This is a genomic window from Lacticaseibacillus suilingensis, from assembly GCF_016861845.1.
Taxonomy (GTDB): domain Bacteria; phylum Bacillota; class Bacilli; order Lactobacillales; family Lactobacillaceae; genus Lacticaseibacillus; species Lacticaseibacillus suilingensis.
The window spans coordinates 98747-114516 of the sequence record NZ_BOLV01000006.1 but is presented as its reverse complement, the minus strand read 5'-3'; the positions used below and the strand labels follow the sequence as shown (position 1 = coordinate 114516).

Genomic DNA, 15770 nt, shown 5'->3' with positions numbered 1-15770 from the left:
TGTTCGGGCTTTGAAAGCCGGTGCTGGCGGTGGCAACTTGAAACCGTATAGCGATTTATTATATGATGGCGACAGTAATCGACGAAGAAGGGTGAATATGGAAATCAACGTCAAGGCGTTTCAAACCGCCATTCAAGAAGAAAACTTCGAACAAATCAACCACTCAGTCACACCCGCACAGGCGCAAGCTGATCTCACCGGGGCGCTGGCACCGGTTTTTGCTGATCTAGAAGCGGCGATTAACGCCGGCAAGCTGATTCAAGCGCAGCTGACCATCACCTCTGAGACGCCAACTTATGTGCGACTCGAAACTGGCGTAATCAACTTGCCATTTGCTGATAGCAAAAAGGTCAGCAATTTCCTGGACCCTGACAGCATGGCGCCCCTCAAGGTATATTTGATTGTGGCCACGCCGGATCTGAACGCCTCGGATTTGCATATCGACCTGGTCGCCGATGCCGAAACCTATTTGGCTCATCCTAAGGCTAACCAGGCAGCGGTGATCGCCGAGGTCAGCGAAGACCTGATCCGCATCAAAGCCAACCACGACGCCCCGAAGCCGGTGGTTAAAGCCGCACCGGCGAACCGCGCCAAAACCACCCGCAAAACGAGCACGCGTAAAACCACGCGCAAAGCAACCACCCGTAAAACCGCAACGAAGAAGTCGACTACGCGCAAAGCCGCAACCAAACGGACTCCTGCCGCCAAAAAGGGGGAGTAGGCCGTGTTAAGTCAAGCGCTATTGTTGATTGGCGTCGGGCTGATGGCCGGCATTCTTGGCGCGTTGTTGGGCTTGGGCGGCGGTATTATCATTACGCCGGTGTTGACGCTGATGATGGGCCTGCCGATTCAGTATGCCATTGCTGCTAGCATCATCGCGGTGATTGCGACTTCCTCTGGCGCGACCATTGCCTATTTGAAAGATGAAATGCTGAACTTGCGCGTGGCCATGTTCCTAGAAATTGCCACCACAGTCGGCGCGGTGCTGGGGGCGGTGTTGACCGGCCTGATTGATGGCCAGTTCCTCTACTTCCTGTTCGGTGCCTTGCTTCTGTTTTCGGTGTACAACATGATTAGGAAAATGCTGATGAAGCCGGAAAACATCAAGGCGCCTACGCCTGATCCCGCCGCTGAGAAGCTCAAGTTGAATGGCGCGTACTTTGACAAGGCCCAAGGCAAAGAGGTTAATTATCAAGTCACCAACGTGCCTGGTGGCTTTGCCATGATGTTTGGCGCTGGGCTGGCCTCTGGCTTGCTTGGTATCGGCTCCGGGGCATTCAAGGTGCTAGCGATGGATACCATCATGAAAATGCCACTGAAGCCTTCCACTGCGACCTCCAACTTGATGATGGGGGTTACGGCTGCCGCCAGTGCCACGGTGTACTTTTTTAATGGCAGTCTGCGGCCAGAAATCGCGGCGCCGCTGGCAGTGGGCATTTTGGTCGGGGCGACTTTGGGCACACGGTTGATGCAAATCATGCCGACCAAGGTGCTACGGCTGATTTTTATTCCGGTGATCGGCTACATGGGCCTGCAAATGCTGCTTAAAGGATTCGGGGTGAGCATCTAATGGACAATGAGGTCAAAAAAGAAACCCAAGACATTGAGCTCATCATCGGCCAGATTTTACGCATTGGGGTCATCATTGCCGCTGCCGTGATTGTGCTTGGGTTGGCGCTGCTGTTGATTACCGGCCAAAGCGGTTATCCGGCAGGGGTGCATCCCAGCAAGCCAGGGGCGATTTTGCAAGGCGTCATCGCGTTCAAGCCATACGCCGTGTTGATGCTCGGCTTGTTCCTCTTGATTTTGACGCCGGTGCTCCGGGTCGTGGTTTCGATTTATGCATTCATCAAAGAAAAAGACCATCTTTATGCTTGGATCACAACAATCGTGCTGGTGATTTTGGTCATTGCGATGGTGATTGGGTACTTAGGTTAAACTGACGCTGGCTCTAGTTGATGGAGCTGGCGTTTTTAGTTTGTTTTGGGGAGGGCCGCGGCGGCAGGCGGGGCGGCGCCGGGGCGTGGTGGTCCGGCTGCGGGGGACGGCTGGAGCCATAGGGCGGTCTCCAGCCTCAACGATGAGCCAGCATCGCGCTATCGCGCTCAACGCTGTCTCATCGTTGCCCCCAGTTAGCCCAGGAGCTGCCTGCTACGCAGTCACCTCGTGGGCTAACTGTTTCGCGGCTGGACCACCTCGCCCCTCTGCCGTCCCGCCTGCCGCCGCTGGAGAACAGTCATGGCTTCGAATAGGCATTCACCGGTTTTGTGAATGAGTTAACTTCTTATGCACTGCCCGATATTGCAGTACGGTTGTTCTGGATGTGGAGAGCTAGATCCAAGCCATCAACGTATTCGTTACTGTTATCGAGCGGGTGGTGGTGATGGGCGGAGCTTGGGGCACGCGGCCAGCAGTGAGCCGATGAGGACTAGTCAGACTGCGCTTTTTAGGCTTACCAGTCCTCATCGCGGCAATTCTAGAGACTCAAGCGAGCGAAGCGAGTTGAGGCTCTAGAATTAGGTTCGAGACCGGGTTTTGGCTCGAACCGGCCGCACAGCAGGCCGCGCGCCCCAAACGGAGCCCAGCGCCGCCACCCGCGGCCCATTGACGCCGCCTTGAACTCGTGTATCATAAATAATAATCAACTATCAGAGCATAAAATGAAATTCGTTCACATAAGGAGTCACCATGAGTAATTTTAGCTATCAAGTGTTTCGGGCGGTGGTCGAAAAAGGGACGTTCATCCAAGCCGCGGCGAGCCTGAATGTCACGCCCAGCGCCGTCAGTCATAGTGTGAGTCAGTTGGAAACCGACCTGGGTTTTCCCTTGTTTATCCGCAACCGTACCGGCGTGGCGTTAACGCCAGACGGGGCGAAGGTGCTGCCGACGGTGCAGGCCATTTTGAATCTGGAAGATCAACTGGCGCAAATCGCCGATAACATCAACGGCTTGAATACTGGGCGGGTGCGGCTGGGGGCCTTTTCCTCAGTCTCAACCAACTGGCTGCCGGGCATCATTCAAGCCTTCAAACGAGAAACTCCGGCAGTGGCGGTCTCGGTCATGCAAGGCGGGTTCAACGAAATCGGGGAGCAAGTGCGTACCGGGGCCGTGGATATTGGCTTTTCCTTGTTGCCGGTAGCGGAGGCGAATGTGGTACCGCTGCTCAAGGATCCGATTTACTGCATCACGCCACGTGATTTTGTCCCGCAAAATGGCAAGACCATGACGGATGCCGATATGGCCAAGCGTTCCTTTATCCTGCAACAAGGCGACTATGACCGCGACACCAAGGCGGCGCTGGATCGTTACCAAGTGTCCACCAATTCGTTGGTGTACTCCGTCGATGACCAATCTATTTTGTCGATGGTGGAAGCGGGTCTGGGTTGGGGCGTGTTGCCAAAACTGGCGTTGCAAAAATTGACCGGCGATGTGAATATCTATCCATTCTCGGAACCGTTCGCGCGTACGCTATGTTTGGTGACGAATCCCACCACGCAAAAATCACCGTCAGTGGCGCATATGTTGACGGTGATTCAAACGTTTATTCAAACCAATTACCCCGATAATTTACTGCCGGTCCGGTAGTTGATCCATGGTGTGATTAAGCGCGGCATCGACTTCATTATTGTACTGATTGGTGGCGTGGCCTTTGACTTTATGAAACACCGGCGCCTGCGGAAAGCGGGCGATTTGCGCCAGCAGCGCCTGCCACAGTTCAGCGTTGATGACTGGCTTGCCTTTCTTGCGCCAGCCGTTTTTCTGCCAGTTAACCCACCATTTTTCTGTCATGGTGTTGATAACATAGGCTGAGTCAGAGTAGATGTCAACTTGATAGCTGGTGTCTTTGATCGCGGTCAGGCCCTCAATAACGGCGGTGATTTCCATAAAATTGTTGGTGCGGCCATAATCACCGCCGGACAGCATTTTCTTATGCTCGCCAAAAATGAGCAGCGCTGCCCAAGCACTTTTGTCGGTAGGCTTGACCTTACCGCCGGCGACGTTGCCGGTGTTGCGATTGCCCCCGTCAGTGTAGAGTTGAATGTTCATGTAAAGACCTCCTGCGCTCTATTATACGCGAGCATCACGTCACTTGGGGAAATCCCCAAGTTCTGATAAACTAGATGCAATTCATTTTGACTGGAAAGGATGGCCCACGCATGCAACGAAAAATGATCGCCTTAGATTTGGACGGCACCACCTTGAATACAGAGGGGACGCTGACAGCGGCCACGGTGGCGACACTCAAGCAAGCTGAAGCGGCAGGGCATCTGGTGGTGATTGCCACGGGTCGGCCGGATTCGATTTCTGAGCAGTTTTACGATCAGCTGGGGCTGCAAGGACCGATGATCAACTTCAATGGCGCCTTGATTCATATTCCGCATCAAGCGTGGGCCAATGAGCTTGAGTCGACGATTCCAGTGGCGGATGCGCTGGATTTATTGACGCTGCGCCAGGATTATGACATCAAGGTGATGGTGGCCGAGGGTAAGCAACTGTTGCGCGCGGATCATGGCTACACCGACATTCCGTTTCTCCCGGATATGCCGCAGCCGGCATCACTCTTTGACGCGGCGGGGCTGACGCAAGCCCCAGTTTCGGTAACCATGTTTATCGATGAGGCGACCTTGGAGCCGTTGACGGCTGCGGTCAAACAACGGCACCCAGAATTGATTGCCAAAACCTGGGGCGCGTGGAGCGGCGAAAACACGGCCCTGGAAATCACCACGGCCCATGCCAGCAAGTCGCGTGGCTTAGCTTATGTAGCCGCAGCGTATGGCATTGCCCAAGAAGATATCATTGCCTTTGGCGACGACATGAATGATTTGGATATGATTGAATACGCCGGCGTCGGGGTTGCCATGGGCAATGCCCGCCCTGCGATCCTAGCTGCTGCCAATACCGTCACAGCGCCAAATTCAGAAAACGGCGTCGCTCAATATTTGACGAAGTATTTATTGTAGGCAGGCAGCGTAGTGAGGCCGGGTTTAGCCGGATGGATAGCCTAGCTCAATGCATTGCCGCCGATTTTTGGCGGCGAGGCATTGAGCGTAGCTAGCCACTCCGGCGTTGGCCGCACGAAGCGCAACTATAACAGGCTGCGAAGGTCGGCGGTTTTAGCGCGACTATAACAGGCTGCGAAGGCTGGCGTACTTAGGATGACAGCTGGCCTAGCCAGTTGTACTGTCAATTGTCTGCCGCACTGACACCCTTGGAAAGGAGCCCGATGAGATGGGCGAACGCAAGCTCACGCGCGGCGAGTTATTTTTCATCGGCACCATGCTGTTCGGCCTGTTTTTCGGTGCCGGTAATTTGATTTTTCCGGTGTTTGTCGGGCAGCAGGCGGGGCAGGCGCTAGGTCCAGCGGTGCTCGGCTTCCTGATTTCAGGCGTCGGCCTGCCGTTGTTAGGGGTGGCGGCGATTGGGATGAGCAAAAGCGATGGCGTTTATACCATGGCGCAGCGCATCAATCGCCCGTATGCCTATGGCTTCACCTTGCTGCTGTACCTCTGCATCGGGCCGTTTTTTGCCTTGCCGCGCCTGGTGCCAATTTCCTATGAGATCGGCCTGGCGCCGTTCATCAAGCCGGCGCATGGTACATTGGGGTTAGCGGTGTTTTCGGTGCTGTTTTTCGCGGCGGCGTGGTGGTTCGCGCGTAAGCCGAGCAAAATCATGACTTACGTGGGGAAAATCCTGACCCCGGCGTTTTTGATTGCGCTGGCGATTTTACTGATTGCCGTAGTGGTTAAACCGATGGGCCGCGGCCAACTGCCGACTGCGGCTTACCAAAGGGTGCCGGTGTTGACCGGGTTTACCGCTGGGTATTCGACCATGGATGCGTTAGCCGCGTTGGCCTTTGGCATCATTGTGGTGGATGCCATCAAGAATTTAGGGGTGACGGCACCCACCCAAATTGCTAAGGATACCATCAAAGCTGGCGTGCTGGCGGCGGGGATGATGGCGGTGCTCTACGCGCTGTTAGCTATTTTGGGGCGCAATGCCTTGGGCGAATTCGCCCGCGCCAGTAACGGTGGTCCCATTTTGGCCAATGTGGCCAATGCGTATTTTGGCCCGGTGGGCAGTGTGCTACTGGCCATCATTGTGATTTTAGCGTGTTTGAAAACGGCGATTGGCTTGATCTCCGCGTTTGGTGATACCTTGCACGAGCTTCTGCCGCAAGTGCCGTATCAAGGGCTGATCTTGGTGGCGACGGTTTTACCCATCATCTTTGCCAACGCCGGCTTGAATCAGATCTTGGCGGTGGCCACGCCGGTGCTGTATTTCATCTACCCACTGGCGATCACGCTGATTTTGCTCAGCCTGCTGACGCCAGTATTGGGGACATCGCGGTGGCTGTTTAACACGGTGACGGTGTTCACGTTGGTGCCGGCACTACTGGATGGCCTCAACGCCTTGCCGGCCAGCTGGCATCACGGCATCGTGCAAACGCTGCTGAATTTTGGTCACTATCTACCGGGGTTTGCTTACGGTTTAGGCTGGTGTGTGCCGGCGGTGCTGGGGCTGGCGGTCGGTTGGGTGCTGGCACAACTGGCGGCGCATCACCACACTAAAAAAGGCGTCGGTTGATGGCAACCGGCGTCTTTGCTTCATACTTAAGCTTGAGAATCAGCTTCGTCTTCTGATGGGGAGGGATTCGGCCGGCCGCCACCTAAGTTCTTGGTGATGGCCTTGAAGTTGATCACGATTTTGAAGTTAAGTTCAGCGGCGTTCGTTTTGTCGCTGGTTTCATAGTCCGTGATATCAAGCAGTGCCGAGTTTTCGTAAACCTTTTGCACGGTGCCGGTGAAGGGATGGTCCATGTCTTCTTTGACCTTACACTTCACGGTATCGCCGAGATGAATGTCTTCTTTCTTCACTATCATCAGTTCCTTCCTAGAGCTATCAATGGTTAATTGATAGAAGGATAGTAGCGCATTGAGCAAGTGAAAGCAATAGACTTCATTTAATTCTTTGAATACTATAATTGTTTGCCAAACCGGCCTTCATTGGCTTATCGTATAAGGTGAACATTTTGAGAAGGGATGACTGAAGACATGGCTGAAAAGACGGTATTATTTGACGCGTTGAGTGATCCGGCAAAGCATACGGCACTGGTGGGTTTTGCCAAGTTTTATATTGAAAAATATTACAATGAAGGGCTGGATTTGCTGGCTCAGATCGATGTGTCCGGGCATGTGGCAGACATCAACCAATGGCTGATTGATAACGATAGCTTTTTGAAAGAAGAAAAGCTGGATGGATTGGTCGCCGATCGCGGCGATAACATGGCGGCGTTGTTGGTCGCTTTGAAGGCGCCGTTTACCGCTAACGGCCAGCCAGAAACGCCTTGGAATACCTGGTTCAAGGATGAAATTGGGCAGGCTCAGCACGGTCGTTAACCCGCAAAGCAGTCGCGCGTGATGCCGACTGCTTTTTTGGTATAATAACAGCGAGTGGCGAAGGAGGTCGACGCATGGCACAATATTTGATTGTTTCGGATGTGGATGGCACGCTGGCGTATGATAGCACCACGATTTCGACCCGCACCAGCCAGGTCATTAACCAGCTCCTGGATGCTGGCCATCTGTTTTACTTGGCCACCGGGCGGATGTACGCTTTGGCGGCGGCGATGGCCGATCAAATTGGCCCACGAGCGGAAATCATTTCGGCTAATGGCGCCGCCTATGAATTTTCCGGTCAAAAAACGCATCACTTGCTCGGTGCTAAAGCCTTAGCCGCGATTGAAGCCGCCGCTGCCGGCAACGGCTTAACGGCAGTGTATTTCACCGATATGGCGGTTTACTACGTCACCACGCCACCGCCAGCCATCGAGCAAATGCTGTATTCTTTTGCGCCCAAGGATGTCACCATTGACGTGAGGCAGCTGCCGGATATTACGGCACTGCAAACCCATAGTGATGAGATTACCAACGGCATTATTTTCTCGCTGAGTGATCCTGAAGCTTTGGCTAACACCCGCGAGCAACTGGCTGCTCAGGCGCTGCTTCATCTGTCGGCCTCAGACCCGACCAACATCGAGTTAATTCCTAAGCATGTGGATAAGGCCAATGCGATTTTGGAACTGCAAGCCAAAACCGGTATTCCTAAGGACCGCACAATTGCCTTCGGGGATGGCCTGAATGACTTGGGGATGCTGAAAGCCGCCGGCATCAGCGTTGCGATGGGTAATGCAGTGCCAGAGGTGAAGGCAGTCGCCAAGTATGTGACTGAGACCAATAAAGAAGATGGTCTCGCCCAATTTTTACTGCGGTTTTTCGATAAGGAGGAAAGCTAATGTATCAAGCCCAAGCAGAGCGTTATGAAGGCGTACCCGTCCGGCCAGCCGGGAATTCCGGGTTAGTGATGCCACCGATTTCTTTAGGCCTGTGGCAGCATTTTGGCAGCGGTGATCCCTTGGCGGCGCGCCGCGATGTGATTTTAGCAGCGTTCGATCACGGGGTTTTTCAATTTGACGTGGCTAATCACTATGGCGATGGCGATTTTGGTTCCAGCGAAGCGCTGCTCGGTCAGGTGTTGGCCAATGAGCTCAAGCCATACCGCGATGAACTGGTGATTGCCACCAAGGTCGGTTACGAAATCCATCCCGGCCCGTTTGGCACTGGCACCTCGCGTAAAGCGATTTTGCAAGGCATCGATGATTCGCTGCGCCGGCTGAATCTGGATTACGTGGATCTCTATTACGCCCACCGCTTTGATGCTGGGGTGCCAGTGGCGGAAACCGTGCGGGCGCTGGATGATGTCGTGCGCCAAGGTAAAGCCCTCTACATCGGGGTTTCCAATTACGATACGGATCAAGCCAAGCAGGCGATTGCCTTGTTCAAGCAGCTGGGCACGCCGTTTGTGGTGGACCAAATGAGCTATAACATGTTCAACCGCAGCGTTGAAACCAGCGGCTTGCTCGATGAGCTGCGGGCTGCTGGGGCTGGGGTGGTGGCTTACGGGCCACTTTCGGAAGGCCTGCTGTCAGACCGTTATCTGAAGGGCATTCCCGATACGTTCAAAATTCACCCGACCAACGAAGGCACCTTTGCGCATGGCCGCGAGGCGGTAGTGACGAAGCTTAACGCCCTGAATGAAATTGCGCAAGATCGCGGCCAAACGCTGTCGCAAATGGCCCTGGCTTGGCTGCTGCGAGACCCAGTGGTGGCGTCGGTGCTGGTCGGTACCACCAGCGTTGAGCACTTGATTGATGACCTCAAAGCCTGTGAGCACCTCGAATTTACCGCGACTGAATGCGAAGCTATCGATAATATTCTCGCTGAGTGAACATTTCACAAACTGTGGCGATCGCGGGCGCCGTTGACCGGCGAGTCGTCGTTGATAAAGACTGAATATAAATATATTTTTGCCCCAAGCCCTTGACGTTAAAAGGGTTTGGGGCTTTTTGTATACCCCATTTATTAAAATAACTATCGCTATGTTTCCCTTCTCACAATTCACCATGCTAGGCTTAATATAAGCAGGTATTAAACGTTTGTATAACGTTTACCTGTCAATGCAGAAGCAAGGGGGAACAGAGATGAACGGAAAATGGTACGACGATACTTAAAGTGACACTGCTGTTGGTCATCTCAACGACACAAGGGGGAAGCCCATGAAAGCAAAAATAATGCATGGCTTCATGGTGGTCGTGCTGCTCTTCATGCAGCTGATGAATCTGGGGGGTATTCAAACCGCCGCGGCGACGACGCCGGATCAGATTGAAAAGGTCATCACCACAAGCAATGCGCTAGATGTCAACGTCACAGGCACGGTCCAAGGCGATCAGATTAACTGGGCGCTAAGTTACAACAAAAAGGACCAAGGCGAACTGCGCGCTCTTAAAGTGCGCGTGTCGACAGATCGAGACGCGACGCTCCGCTTAGCACCGAAAGCTAATCAGCTGGTGCAAGCGATGCAGGGCCAAGATAGCCAGCCGAAAAATCAATGGTGGATCGAAAAAGCCTACAGCCGCTCTTCACAAAATGTGCTGTACTATTCGACCCCAAAAACGAATAACCGTTTGTACGTTGCCGTTGAACTGAACCGTCGCGAAGTGGCGCAGACGGCGCAGCCAACGACCACGACCGTGGAAGCAGCTGATGCTGAAGCGGACCCTGACCCTCTCCAAACACCAGTTGATTCTGCATTGACTGATACCTTGGTGGGGCCAGTTGAAGTGTTGCTGCCGCTTTCGACGGCAACGGAAGAAGAACAAGCCGTTGCTATCGACCGCCCAGCAGCCAACACCCCACAAACCGAAGCAGACGCAGCGAATACTGTGGATGCTGTGGAAGAAAAAGTCCAAGCAACGCAAGGACTGTTGAGCGCGAATATTTACGCCAAAGAATTTGCTGATACACGAGAGGCAAATCCACTCCATTTCCGGATGCCACTGAATTATACCAACGATGCCAGTGGAATTTATCCGGCTAAGGCCTGGCCCTTCAGTGGCAACACCAATGTGAAAAATCACATCGGTGGGAATAGTCAGAACAACGTACTATACAGCAACACAAACGTTAATTCGGCCAATGCAAATACTTGGCTGGATTATGGGGCTGATAAATCAAATCCTGAGTTCAGTATTCGCAAGTATGCAAAAGAAAGCGAAACGACGAATGGCCTGTTTGATGTCCAGCTAGATATCAAAGGCAATACTATCTCTGAACGCCATAAGATGGCCATCGTACTTGTCCTGGATCATTCTGGAAGCATGGATGGCGACCGCTGGACAGCTGTAAAGACGGGTGTCAAAGATTTTCTTTCGGCGATCAAGAAGGCAGACTTAGGAGATGTTGTGCATGTTGGTGTTGTTGGCTATTCCGAAAACACAGATGCGGATTTTACAGTTCCTGTAAAGTCTGTTAATGATAACGAAAGCGCTATTAATACAGCACTGAATCCGAAGCCAGCGAATGGCACTTTTACCCAGAGAGGACTGGAATTGGGTAAAACAATGCTTGATGCGGTCAAGACGATTGAAGACAAGCAGATAATTTTATTGACTGACGGCGTACCGACTTTCTCCTACCACGTCGATGAAAGTCTCAGGTTGAGTGATAACACGATTGTTGGCACGAAGTTTACTGAGACAAAAGAAGGTGCGGGGAATACAGCAAAGCTTAGTAAATCCTATACTACTGAGAGCGGCCATACAATTGTTGACACATGGGCAGCGACAATTGGAGCAGCCCGTACCCTTAAATTAGCTGGCGTGAAACTTCAAGCGCTGGGTATTCAACTTGGTAATGATCGTACCTATATGACGAAGGAAAAAGTTAGGGAAAACATGAGTAAACTCCCTAGCATTGGCGCTAATAACCAACCGTTGTATGAAGACGCAGAAAAAGCCAGCGATGTAACCGCTTATTTACGAAAACAAGCAGACGGCTTGATTAGTAGCTACAACTCAATTATTGACGGCGTCGTCTCCGACCCGCTGGGCAGTCAGTTTAGTTATGTATCAACCAATGCGACAGTGACGAGCGGCACAGCGCCTAGACCAACAGCAACGATTGCGGATGGCAAGTTGACCGTCACTGATCTTAATCTGGGCAAAGATCAACAAGTCTCAATCAAATACCAAGTGCGCATCAACACTGAAGCTGAAGGCTTCAAAGCTGATCACTGGTACCAAATTAATGGTGATACGACCTTTATCGCCAAAGAAGGTACTCCCAAAGTCAATTTCGGTGTTCCTTCTGCCAAAGCACCTTCAAAGGTTTACACAGTTAAAAAAGTCTGGAATGACATTGAAGGCGCGGCGAAGCAACCAGCAAACTTGCAGGTTCATGTTGCCCGCGAAGGCTCAACGTTTGACAATGCGCAGACCCTGACGCTCACCCCGAATGGTGAATGGACCCAGAAGTTCACGGACGTTGCCTATGGTAATCAAGGCCAAGCCATGAAGTACATGGTAACGGGGGAAGTTGGCGCTGATGCTTCGTATGTTTCAACTCAAAACTACAATCCAAACACCTATACATTGACTTTGACTAACGTGCAATATGGCGTTCAGGTAGAAAAGGAATCAACGGATCCAAACTATCTAATGTCTACCGATGCAGCTAAAACGGCCCAATTCACGTTAAATACGTACAAGAATCAAGATTTCACCGACCCAAGCGGGACAGGTCTGGTTGCCGGTGTTCCTCAAGGCCTTGGCGAAGGTTTCTATGGCATTAAGGAAACTGTTGCCCCAGAAGGTTTCGAATTAGACCCAACCGAATATCTGTTCCGGCGCGACAGCAAAGGCAAGTGGTTCTATTACGGCTTCCGCAAAGAAGGCAGCAGTATCAGCATTCCACGCGAGATTAGCAGCACCATGAACTTGAATCAAGTTGATGGCAAGTATGATCGTTTTGAACTGGAAAACGGCACCTTGCTGAAATTGGTGAAGTACAACGAACCAAAGCGAAACCTGAAACTGGTTTTGGTCAAGAAAGGCTTCATGGACAGCTTCCTTCCAGGCGCCGATTTTGCTTTAACCGGCCCTGAAACTGAAGCTAAGACCGAAACTTTGACCTCAGTGGCAACTGCAGCTGGTGTGACCGCGGAAACCAAACTTTTTGGTAACGATGCTTACACCTTGACCGAAATCAAAGCCCCAGGTGGCTATGAAAAGCTTGATGCGACAGTTTCAATTCAAGTGAACGCCAAAGGCACCAACGCTACGGTGAAGGTTGACGGTCAGACTTTGACCAGCAATGGCGTCGCAGTTGAAGGATACTCCTACAAGCTCTCTGGCGACACGCTGATCATCACGGCAGTTAACCAACTCGCTGTGCAAGAAATGCCTGTCACCGGTGGCCCTGGCCTCAATGCGTTTATCGCCAGTGCTTTGGTACTGATGGTGGGCGCAACCGCAGCGGGGTTGACCCTGCGCTACAAGAAAGAACAGGAGGGACGGTAAGATGCTCAAGCGAATTCTCTTTAGTATTGCCGCAGCCGCAATGGCGCTCCCATTCCTGCAGGCAACCCCAACCCAGGCCGCGACGAAGAACGTCGATATCGTGGTGCACAAACGGCTCCACGATGATGCGCGACTGAACACTGACACATGGTCATACGAAAACGACGGTAGTCTCAAATCCAAAATTGAGCTGGCAGAAACCAAGGGCCTCAACGGCGCCGAAGTGGTGCTCTATGACGCCACTAAGTTGTACCAAGAAGCCCTAGAAGACGGAAAGACGCCGACTCAATTTGTGAATGAATGGCGCAACAAGGATCGCATGGACGCCTTTGCGGAAGCGGAAGAACATCTGGACCTGCTGGCAACCAAAACGACGCAGGAAGGGTTCATGGAAGATGGCAGTCGCGAAGACGGGATTGCGCGCTTCACCGTGGCGCAGAAGGTTGGCACTCAATATGCTGCCTACCTGCTCCTCGAAAAGAGTGTGGCGTCCGATCACAGTTTTGACGTCGACTTAAGCACCATGGCCGCTCCAATGATGGTGGTGATGCCCATCATGAATGCTGACGGTGCCGCAATGGACAACATTCATATCTACGCCAAGAACGTTGCCTATGTCCGGGACCCGTACTTCTTCAAGTTTGGGCGGAATGCGGCAGGCGATGATGTCCGCGTCCAAGGGGCAGTCTTTGCCCTGTACCAAATCGTGAACGGCGAAAAGCTTTGGCTGAGCACTGATCTCAGCGAAGCGCCGCGGAACGAATGGATCACGTCCAGCAATCCGCTGACCGATGAAGCGGTTGATAAGTTCATCTCCGATAAAGACGGTTTGGTGAACACCGGGACCCGGTTCTTAGCTAGCGGCACTTACTACTTTGAAGAACTCAAGCCAGCGCTGGGCTACATCAATAATCTGGGCGCGACCGGGGTCAAAGTCGAAGTGCCAACTTCATGGACCAAGCCAGATGGCAGTTTGAATCCGGTGTTGGTGAATGGCGAAGTGCTGAATGAAACCACCGCAGGGATGGTTAGCGCCGAACAAGTCGCAATCGGCCGCCCGCGTGTTTATAACATCCGGGAAAAAGAAGACCAAGGCGAAGTGACAGTGGTGGCTAAGCCATCTAACCCGCAAACGCCAGCTGGCAAGCTGCCACAAACCGGCAGCGTGATTTCTGGCTTGCTCATTGCCCTTGGCGCTGCGTTAATGCTCGGTGCATGGCTGCTTCAACGCCGTGCCCACACCAAGAATTAGGAGGACCCACTTAATGAAAATGACAATGAATAAAGTGTCCCGTGCTGCCCTTGCTGGCTTAATGGTTTGCGGCCTCGCTTTGTCCGCTGCCCCAGCATTGAATGCGGCCCCAGAAACGGTACGGGCAACGGCGGTAAGTCCGACTTTACCGACTAAAGTTACCGTACAAATCAACAAGAAGTTCATCGATTCCAATTATCAACTGACGCCCAACACCGGGGAAACCATCGCGGATCTTGAAGCGCTTGAAGGCATTGGTAACGTTAAATTTTCTGCCTATGATGTGACGAGTATCTTCTACGATTTACAGGCCGCTAATCCTGGTGTATCTGCGGAGGATTTAACCAAAGAGATTGTGGCCGACTGGAGCGAAAAATATAAAGAATCCACGCCCGTGAAAGCCTCTGGTACGACTGACCCCAAAAATGGCACGCTCGATTTTACAGATTTGGAAACGCGTACGGCGGACGGTAAATATAAATTGTATCTCTTCGAAGAAGGGGACAGTGATCGTACCAATTTACTGCGTTCGGTGCCGGTGGTTGTCGGCATGCCAGTGCGTAATGCAGCAAAGAACGGCTTCTTAAAGACCATCAAGATCTATCCAAAGAATACGGGATTGACGAAGGAACTGACCAACCTGAATGGTAACAATGCTGACGATGGCAATGTCTACAACTATGAAGTGGGTCAGAAACTGCACTACGAAACCAACTTCGTCATTCCTCGTGGGATCCGGGAAGCCGGTACGAAATTCAAATCCATCAACCTAACCGACCTCATGTCAGAGGTTGGAACAACGCTGGTTGGGGAACCCACCATCACCATTGAGGGTGAAGATGCAGATTTGCATGGTCTCTTTGTGGCTGCAGGCACTTACACGGACTCCAATGATGATGGCTGGAAAAATCATGCGGGCTTTAAGTATGAGATTGATTTGGAAAACGGAAGCAAGGAAAGCGAGATCATCGCATTACTGGACAAAATTGAAGGGAAAGCCCTGTCCGTCAAATACACCATGAAGATTAATAAGCATGCGGTGCCGAATCAAGAAATCGGCAACACCTTCACGGGTAAATTTGGCAACGAACCAGAGATGACCATTGTTGATAAATCTGAAGAAGTTGAAACTAGTGGCCATAAGTTCAAGAAACACGATGCTTATGACGCTAATCAAGGATTACCAGGCGCTGATTTCAAGCTCAAAAATAATGACGGTCTATGGGCAGTCCTTGATGACGAGACAGCCTCAGCAGGGACTTACATGCCAAATGACATTGATTGGGTAGAAAATGAGAATGACGCCACTGTGCTGACTTCTGGTGCTGGTGGCCATTTGCAAATCAATGGGCTTGAGTCCGGCAGCTATACCTTGGTTGAAATCGAGGCCCCAACTGGCTACCAGATTACCACTAAGAATACTGCTTTCACCGTGGCCAAAGGTGCGCCGACCACGACGGCTATTGGTTCTGACGACATCGCCAACACCCCACTCGATGGCGAACTGCCATTGACCGGTGGTATGGGCATTGCGGCCTTCCTGATTGTCGGGACGGCAGCGATGGGCACAGCGGTGATTTACAAGAAGCGCCACGCTTAATTCGA

At 52.3% G+C, this 15770-nt stretch carries 14 protein-coding genes; 12 read left to right on the top strand and 2 right to left on the bottom strand.

Annotated features, from left to right (window positions below; genetic code table 11):
* The first annotated feature begins 97 nt into the window (after positions 1-97).
* From JUF11_RS05225 to JUF11_RS05210, 4 genes are all read left to right on the top strand, one after another.
* On the top strand, positions 98-721 hold the full coding sequence (locus JUF11_RS05225; protein ID WP_204118656.1) for a hypothetical protein: 624 nt from the start codon (positions 98-100) through the stop codon (positions 719-721).
* A 3-nt stretch (positions 722-724) separates the two neighbouring features.
* Positions 725-1570, top strand: coding sequence for a sulfite exporter TauE/SafE family protein (locus tag JUF11_RS05220; protein WP_204118655.1), 846 nt, complete (start codon positions 725-727; stop codon positions 1568-1570).
* Entirely contained in the window at positions 1570-1938 is a 369-nt protein-coding gene (locus tag JUF11_RS05215; RefSeq protein WP_204118654.1) for a DUF1634 domain-containing protein, read from the top strand. The genes JUF11_RS05220 and JUF11_RS05215 overlap by 1 nt, the downstream gene beginning before the upstream one ends.
* 750 nt (positions 1939-2688) lie before the next feature.
* Positions 2689-3585 (top strand): LysR family transcriptional regulator, encoded by an 897-nt coding sequence (locus JUF11_RS05210; RefSeq protein WP_204118653.1) that lies wholly within the window; start codon positions 2689-2691, stop codon positions 3583-3585.
* On the opposite strand, the gene JUF11_RS05205 is transcribed toward JUF11_RS05210, so the two are convergent.
* Positions 3568-4047, bottom strand: a complete 480-nt coding sequence (locus tag JUF11_RS05205; protein WP_204118652.1) for a ribonuclease H family protein — start codon at positions 4045-4047, stop codon at positions 3568-3570. The two genes, JUF11_RS05210 and JUF11_RS05205, sit on opposite strands and share 18 nt — an antisense overlap.
* A 110-nt stretch (positions 4048-4157) precedes the next feature.
* On the opposite strand from JUF11_RS05205, the gene JUF11_RS05200 reads away from it, so the two are divergent.
* Positions 4158-4961, top strand: coding sequence for a Cof-type HAD-IIB family hydrolase (locus JUF11_RS05200; protein ID WP_204118651.1), 804 nt, complete (start codon positions 4158-4160; stop codon positions 4959-4961).
* Positions 4962-5229: 268 nt separating this feature from the next.
* On the top strand, positions 5230-6585 hold the full coding sequence (gene brnQ, locus JUF11_RS05195) for a branched-chain amino acid transport system II carrier protein (protein ID WP_204118650.1): 1356 nt from the start codon (positions 5230-5232) through the stop codon (positions 6583-6585).
* Between the two features lie 26 nt (positions 6586-6611).
* On the opposite strand, the gene JUF11_RS05190 is transcribed toward brnQ, so the two are convergent.
* Positions 6612-6875 carry a DUF2187 domain-containing protein gene (locus JUF11_RS05190; RefSeq protein WP_204118679.1) on the bottom strand — a complete coding sequence of 88 codons (264 nt, stop codon included), beginning with the start codon at positions 6873-6875 and terminating at the stop codon, positions 6612-6614.
* Between the two features lie 177 nt (positions 6876-7052).
* Between JUF11_RS05190 and JUF11_RS05185 the strand changes: the two genes are divergently transcribed.
* The 6 genes from JUF11_RS05185 (at position 7053) to JUF11_RS05160 (ending at position 15765) form a co-directional block, all read left to right on the top strand.
* On the top strand, positions 7053-7397 hold the full coding sequence (locus JUF11_RS05185) for a hypothetical protein (RefSeq protein WP_204118649.1): 345 nt from the start codon (positions 7053-7055) through the stop codon (positions 7395-7397).
* Between the two features lie 74 nt (positions 7398-7471).
* Positions 7472-8293 carry an HAD family hydrolase gene (locus JUF11_RS05180; RefSeq protein WP_204118648.1) on the top strand — a complete coding sequence of 274 codons (822 nt, stop codon included), beginning with the start codon at positions 7472-7474 and terminating at the stop codon, positions 8291-8293.
* On the top strand, positions 8293-9285 hold the full coding sequence (locus tag JUF11_RS05175; RefSeq protein WP_204118647.1) for an aldo/keto reductase: 993 nt from the start codon (positions 8293-8295) through the stop codon (positions 9283-9285). The genes JUF11_RS05180 and JUF11_RS05175 overlap by 1 nt, the downstream gene beginning before the upstream one ends.
* Positions 9286-9613: 328 nt before the next feature.
* Positions 9614-12913: a SpaA isopeptide-forming pilin-related protein gene (locus tag JUF11_RS05170; protein WP_204118646.1), complete on the top strand. Its 3300-nt coding sequence runs from the start codon at positions 9614-9616 to the stop codon at positions 12911-12913.
* A gap of 1 nt (position 12914) precedes the next feature.
* Positions 12915-14165, top strand: a complete 1251-nt coding sequence (locus JUF11_RS05165) for a pilin N-terminal domain-containing protein (RefSeq protein WP_204118645.1) — start codon at positions 12915-12917, stop codon at positions 14163-14165.
* Between the two features lie 13 nt (positions 14166-14178).
* Positions 14179-15765, top strand: coding sequence for a SpaH/EbpB family LPXTG-anchored major pilin (locus JUF11_RS05160; protein WP_204118644.1), 1587 nt, complete (start codon positions 14179-14181; stop codon positions 15763-15765).
* The last annotated feature ends 5 nt before the right edge of the window (positions 15766-15770 follow it).

Coding starts and splice junctions, on each gene's coding strand:
- JUF11_RS05165 (WP_204118645.1), top strand. CDS start 12,915: ATGCTCAAGCGAATTCTCTTTAGTATTGCCGCAGCCGCAATGGCGCTC.
- JUF11_RS05180 (WP_204118648.1), top strand. CDS start 7,472: ATGGCACAATATTTGATTGTTTCGGATGTGGATGGCACGCTGGCGTAT.
- JUF11_RS05185 (WP_204118649.1), top strand. CDS start 7,053: ATGGCTGAAAAGACGGTATTATTTGACGCGTTGAGTGATCCGGCAAAG.
- JUF11_RS05225 (WP_204118656.1), top strand. CDS start 98: ATGGAAATCAACGTCAAGGCGTTTCAAACCGCCATTCAAGAAGAAAAC.
- JUF11_RS05160 (WP_204118644.1), top strand. CDS start 14,179: ATGAAAATGACAATGAATAAAGTGTCCCGTGCTGCCCTTGCTGGCTTA.
- JUF11_RS05200 (WP_204118651.1), top strand. CDS start 4,158: ATGCAACGAAAAATGATCGCCTTAGATTTGGACGGCACCACCTTGAAT.
- JUF11_RS05205 (WP_204118652.1), bottom strand. CDS start 4,047: ATGAACATTCAACTCTACACTGACGGGGGCAATCGCAACACCGGCAAC.
- brnQ (WP_204118650.1), top strand. CDS start 5,230: ATGGGCGAACGCAAGCTCACGCGCGGCGAGTTATTTTTCATCGGCACC.
- JUF11_RS05175 (WP_204118647.1), top strand. CDS start 8,293: ATGTATCAAGCCCAAGCAGAGCGTTATGAAGGCGTACCCGTCCGGCCA.
- JUF11_RS05215 (WP_204118654.1), top strand. CDS start 1,570: ATGGACAATGAGGTCAAAAAAGAAACCCAAGACATTGAGCTCATCATC.
- JUF11_RS05170 (WP_204118646.1), top strand. CDS start 9,614: ATGAAAGCAAAAATAATGCATGGCTTCATGGTGGTCGTGCTGCTCTTC.
- JUF11_RS05210 (WP_204118653.1), top strand. CDS start 2,689: ATGAGTAATTTTAGCTATCAAGTGTTTCGGGCGGTGGTCGAAAAAGGG.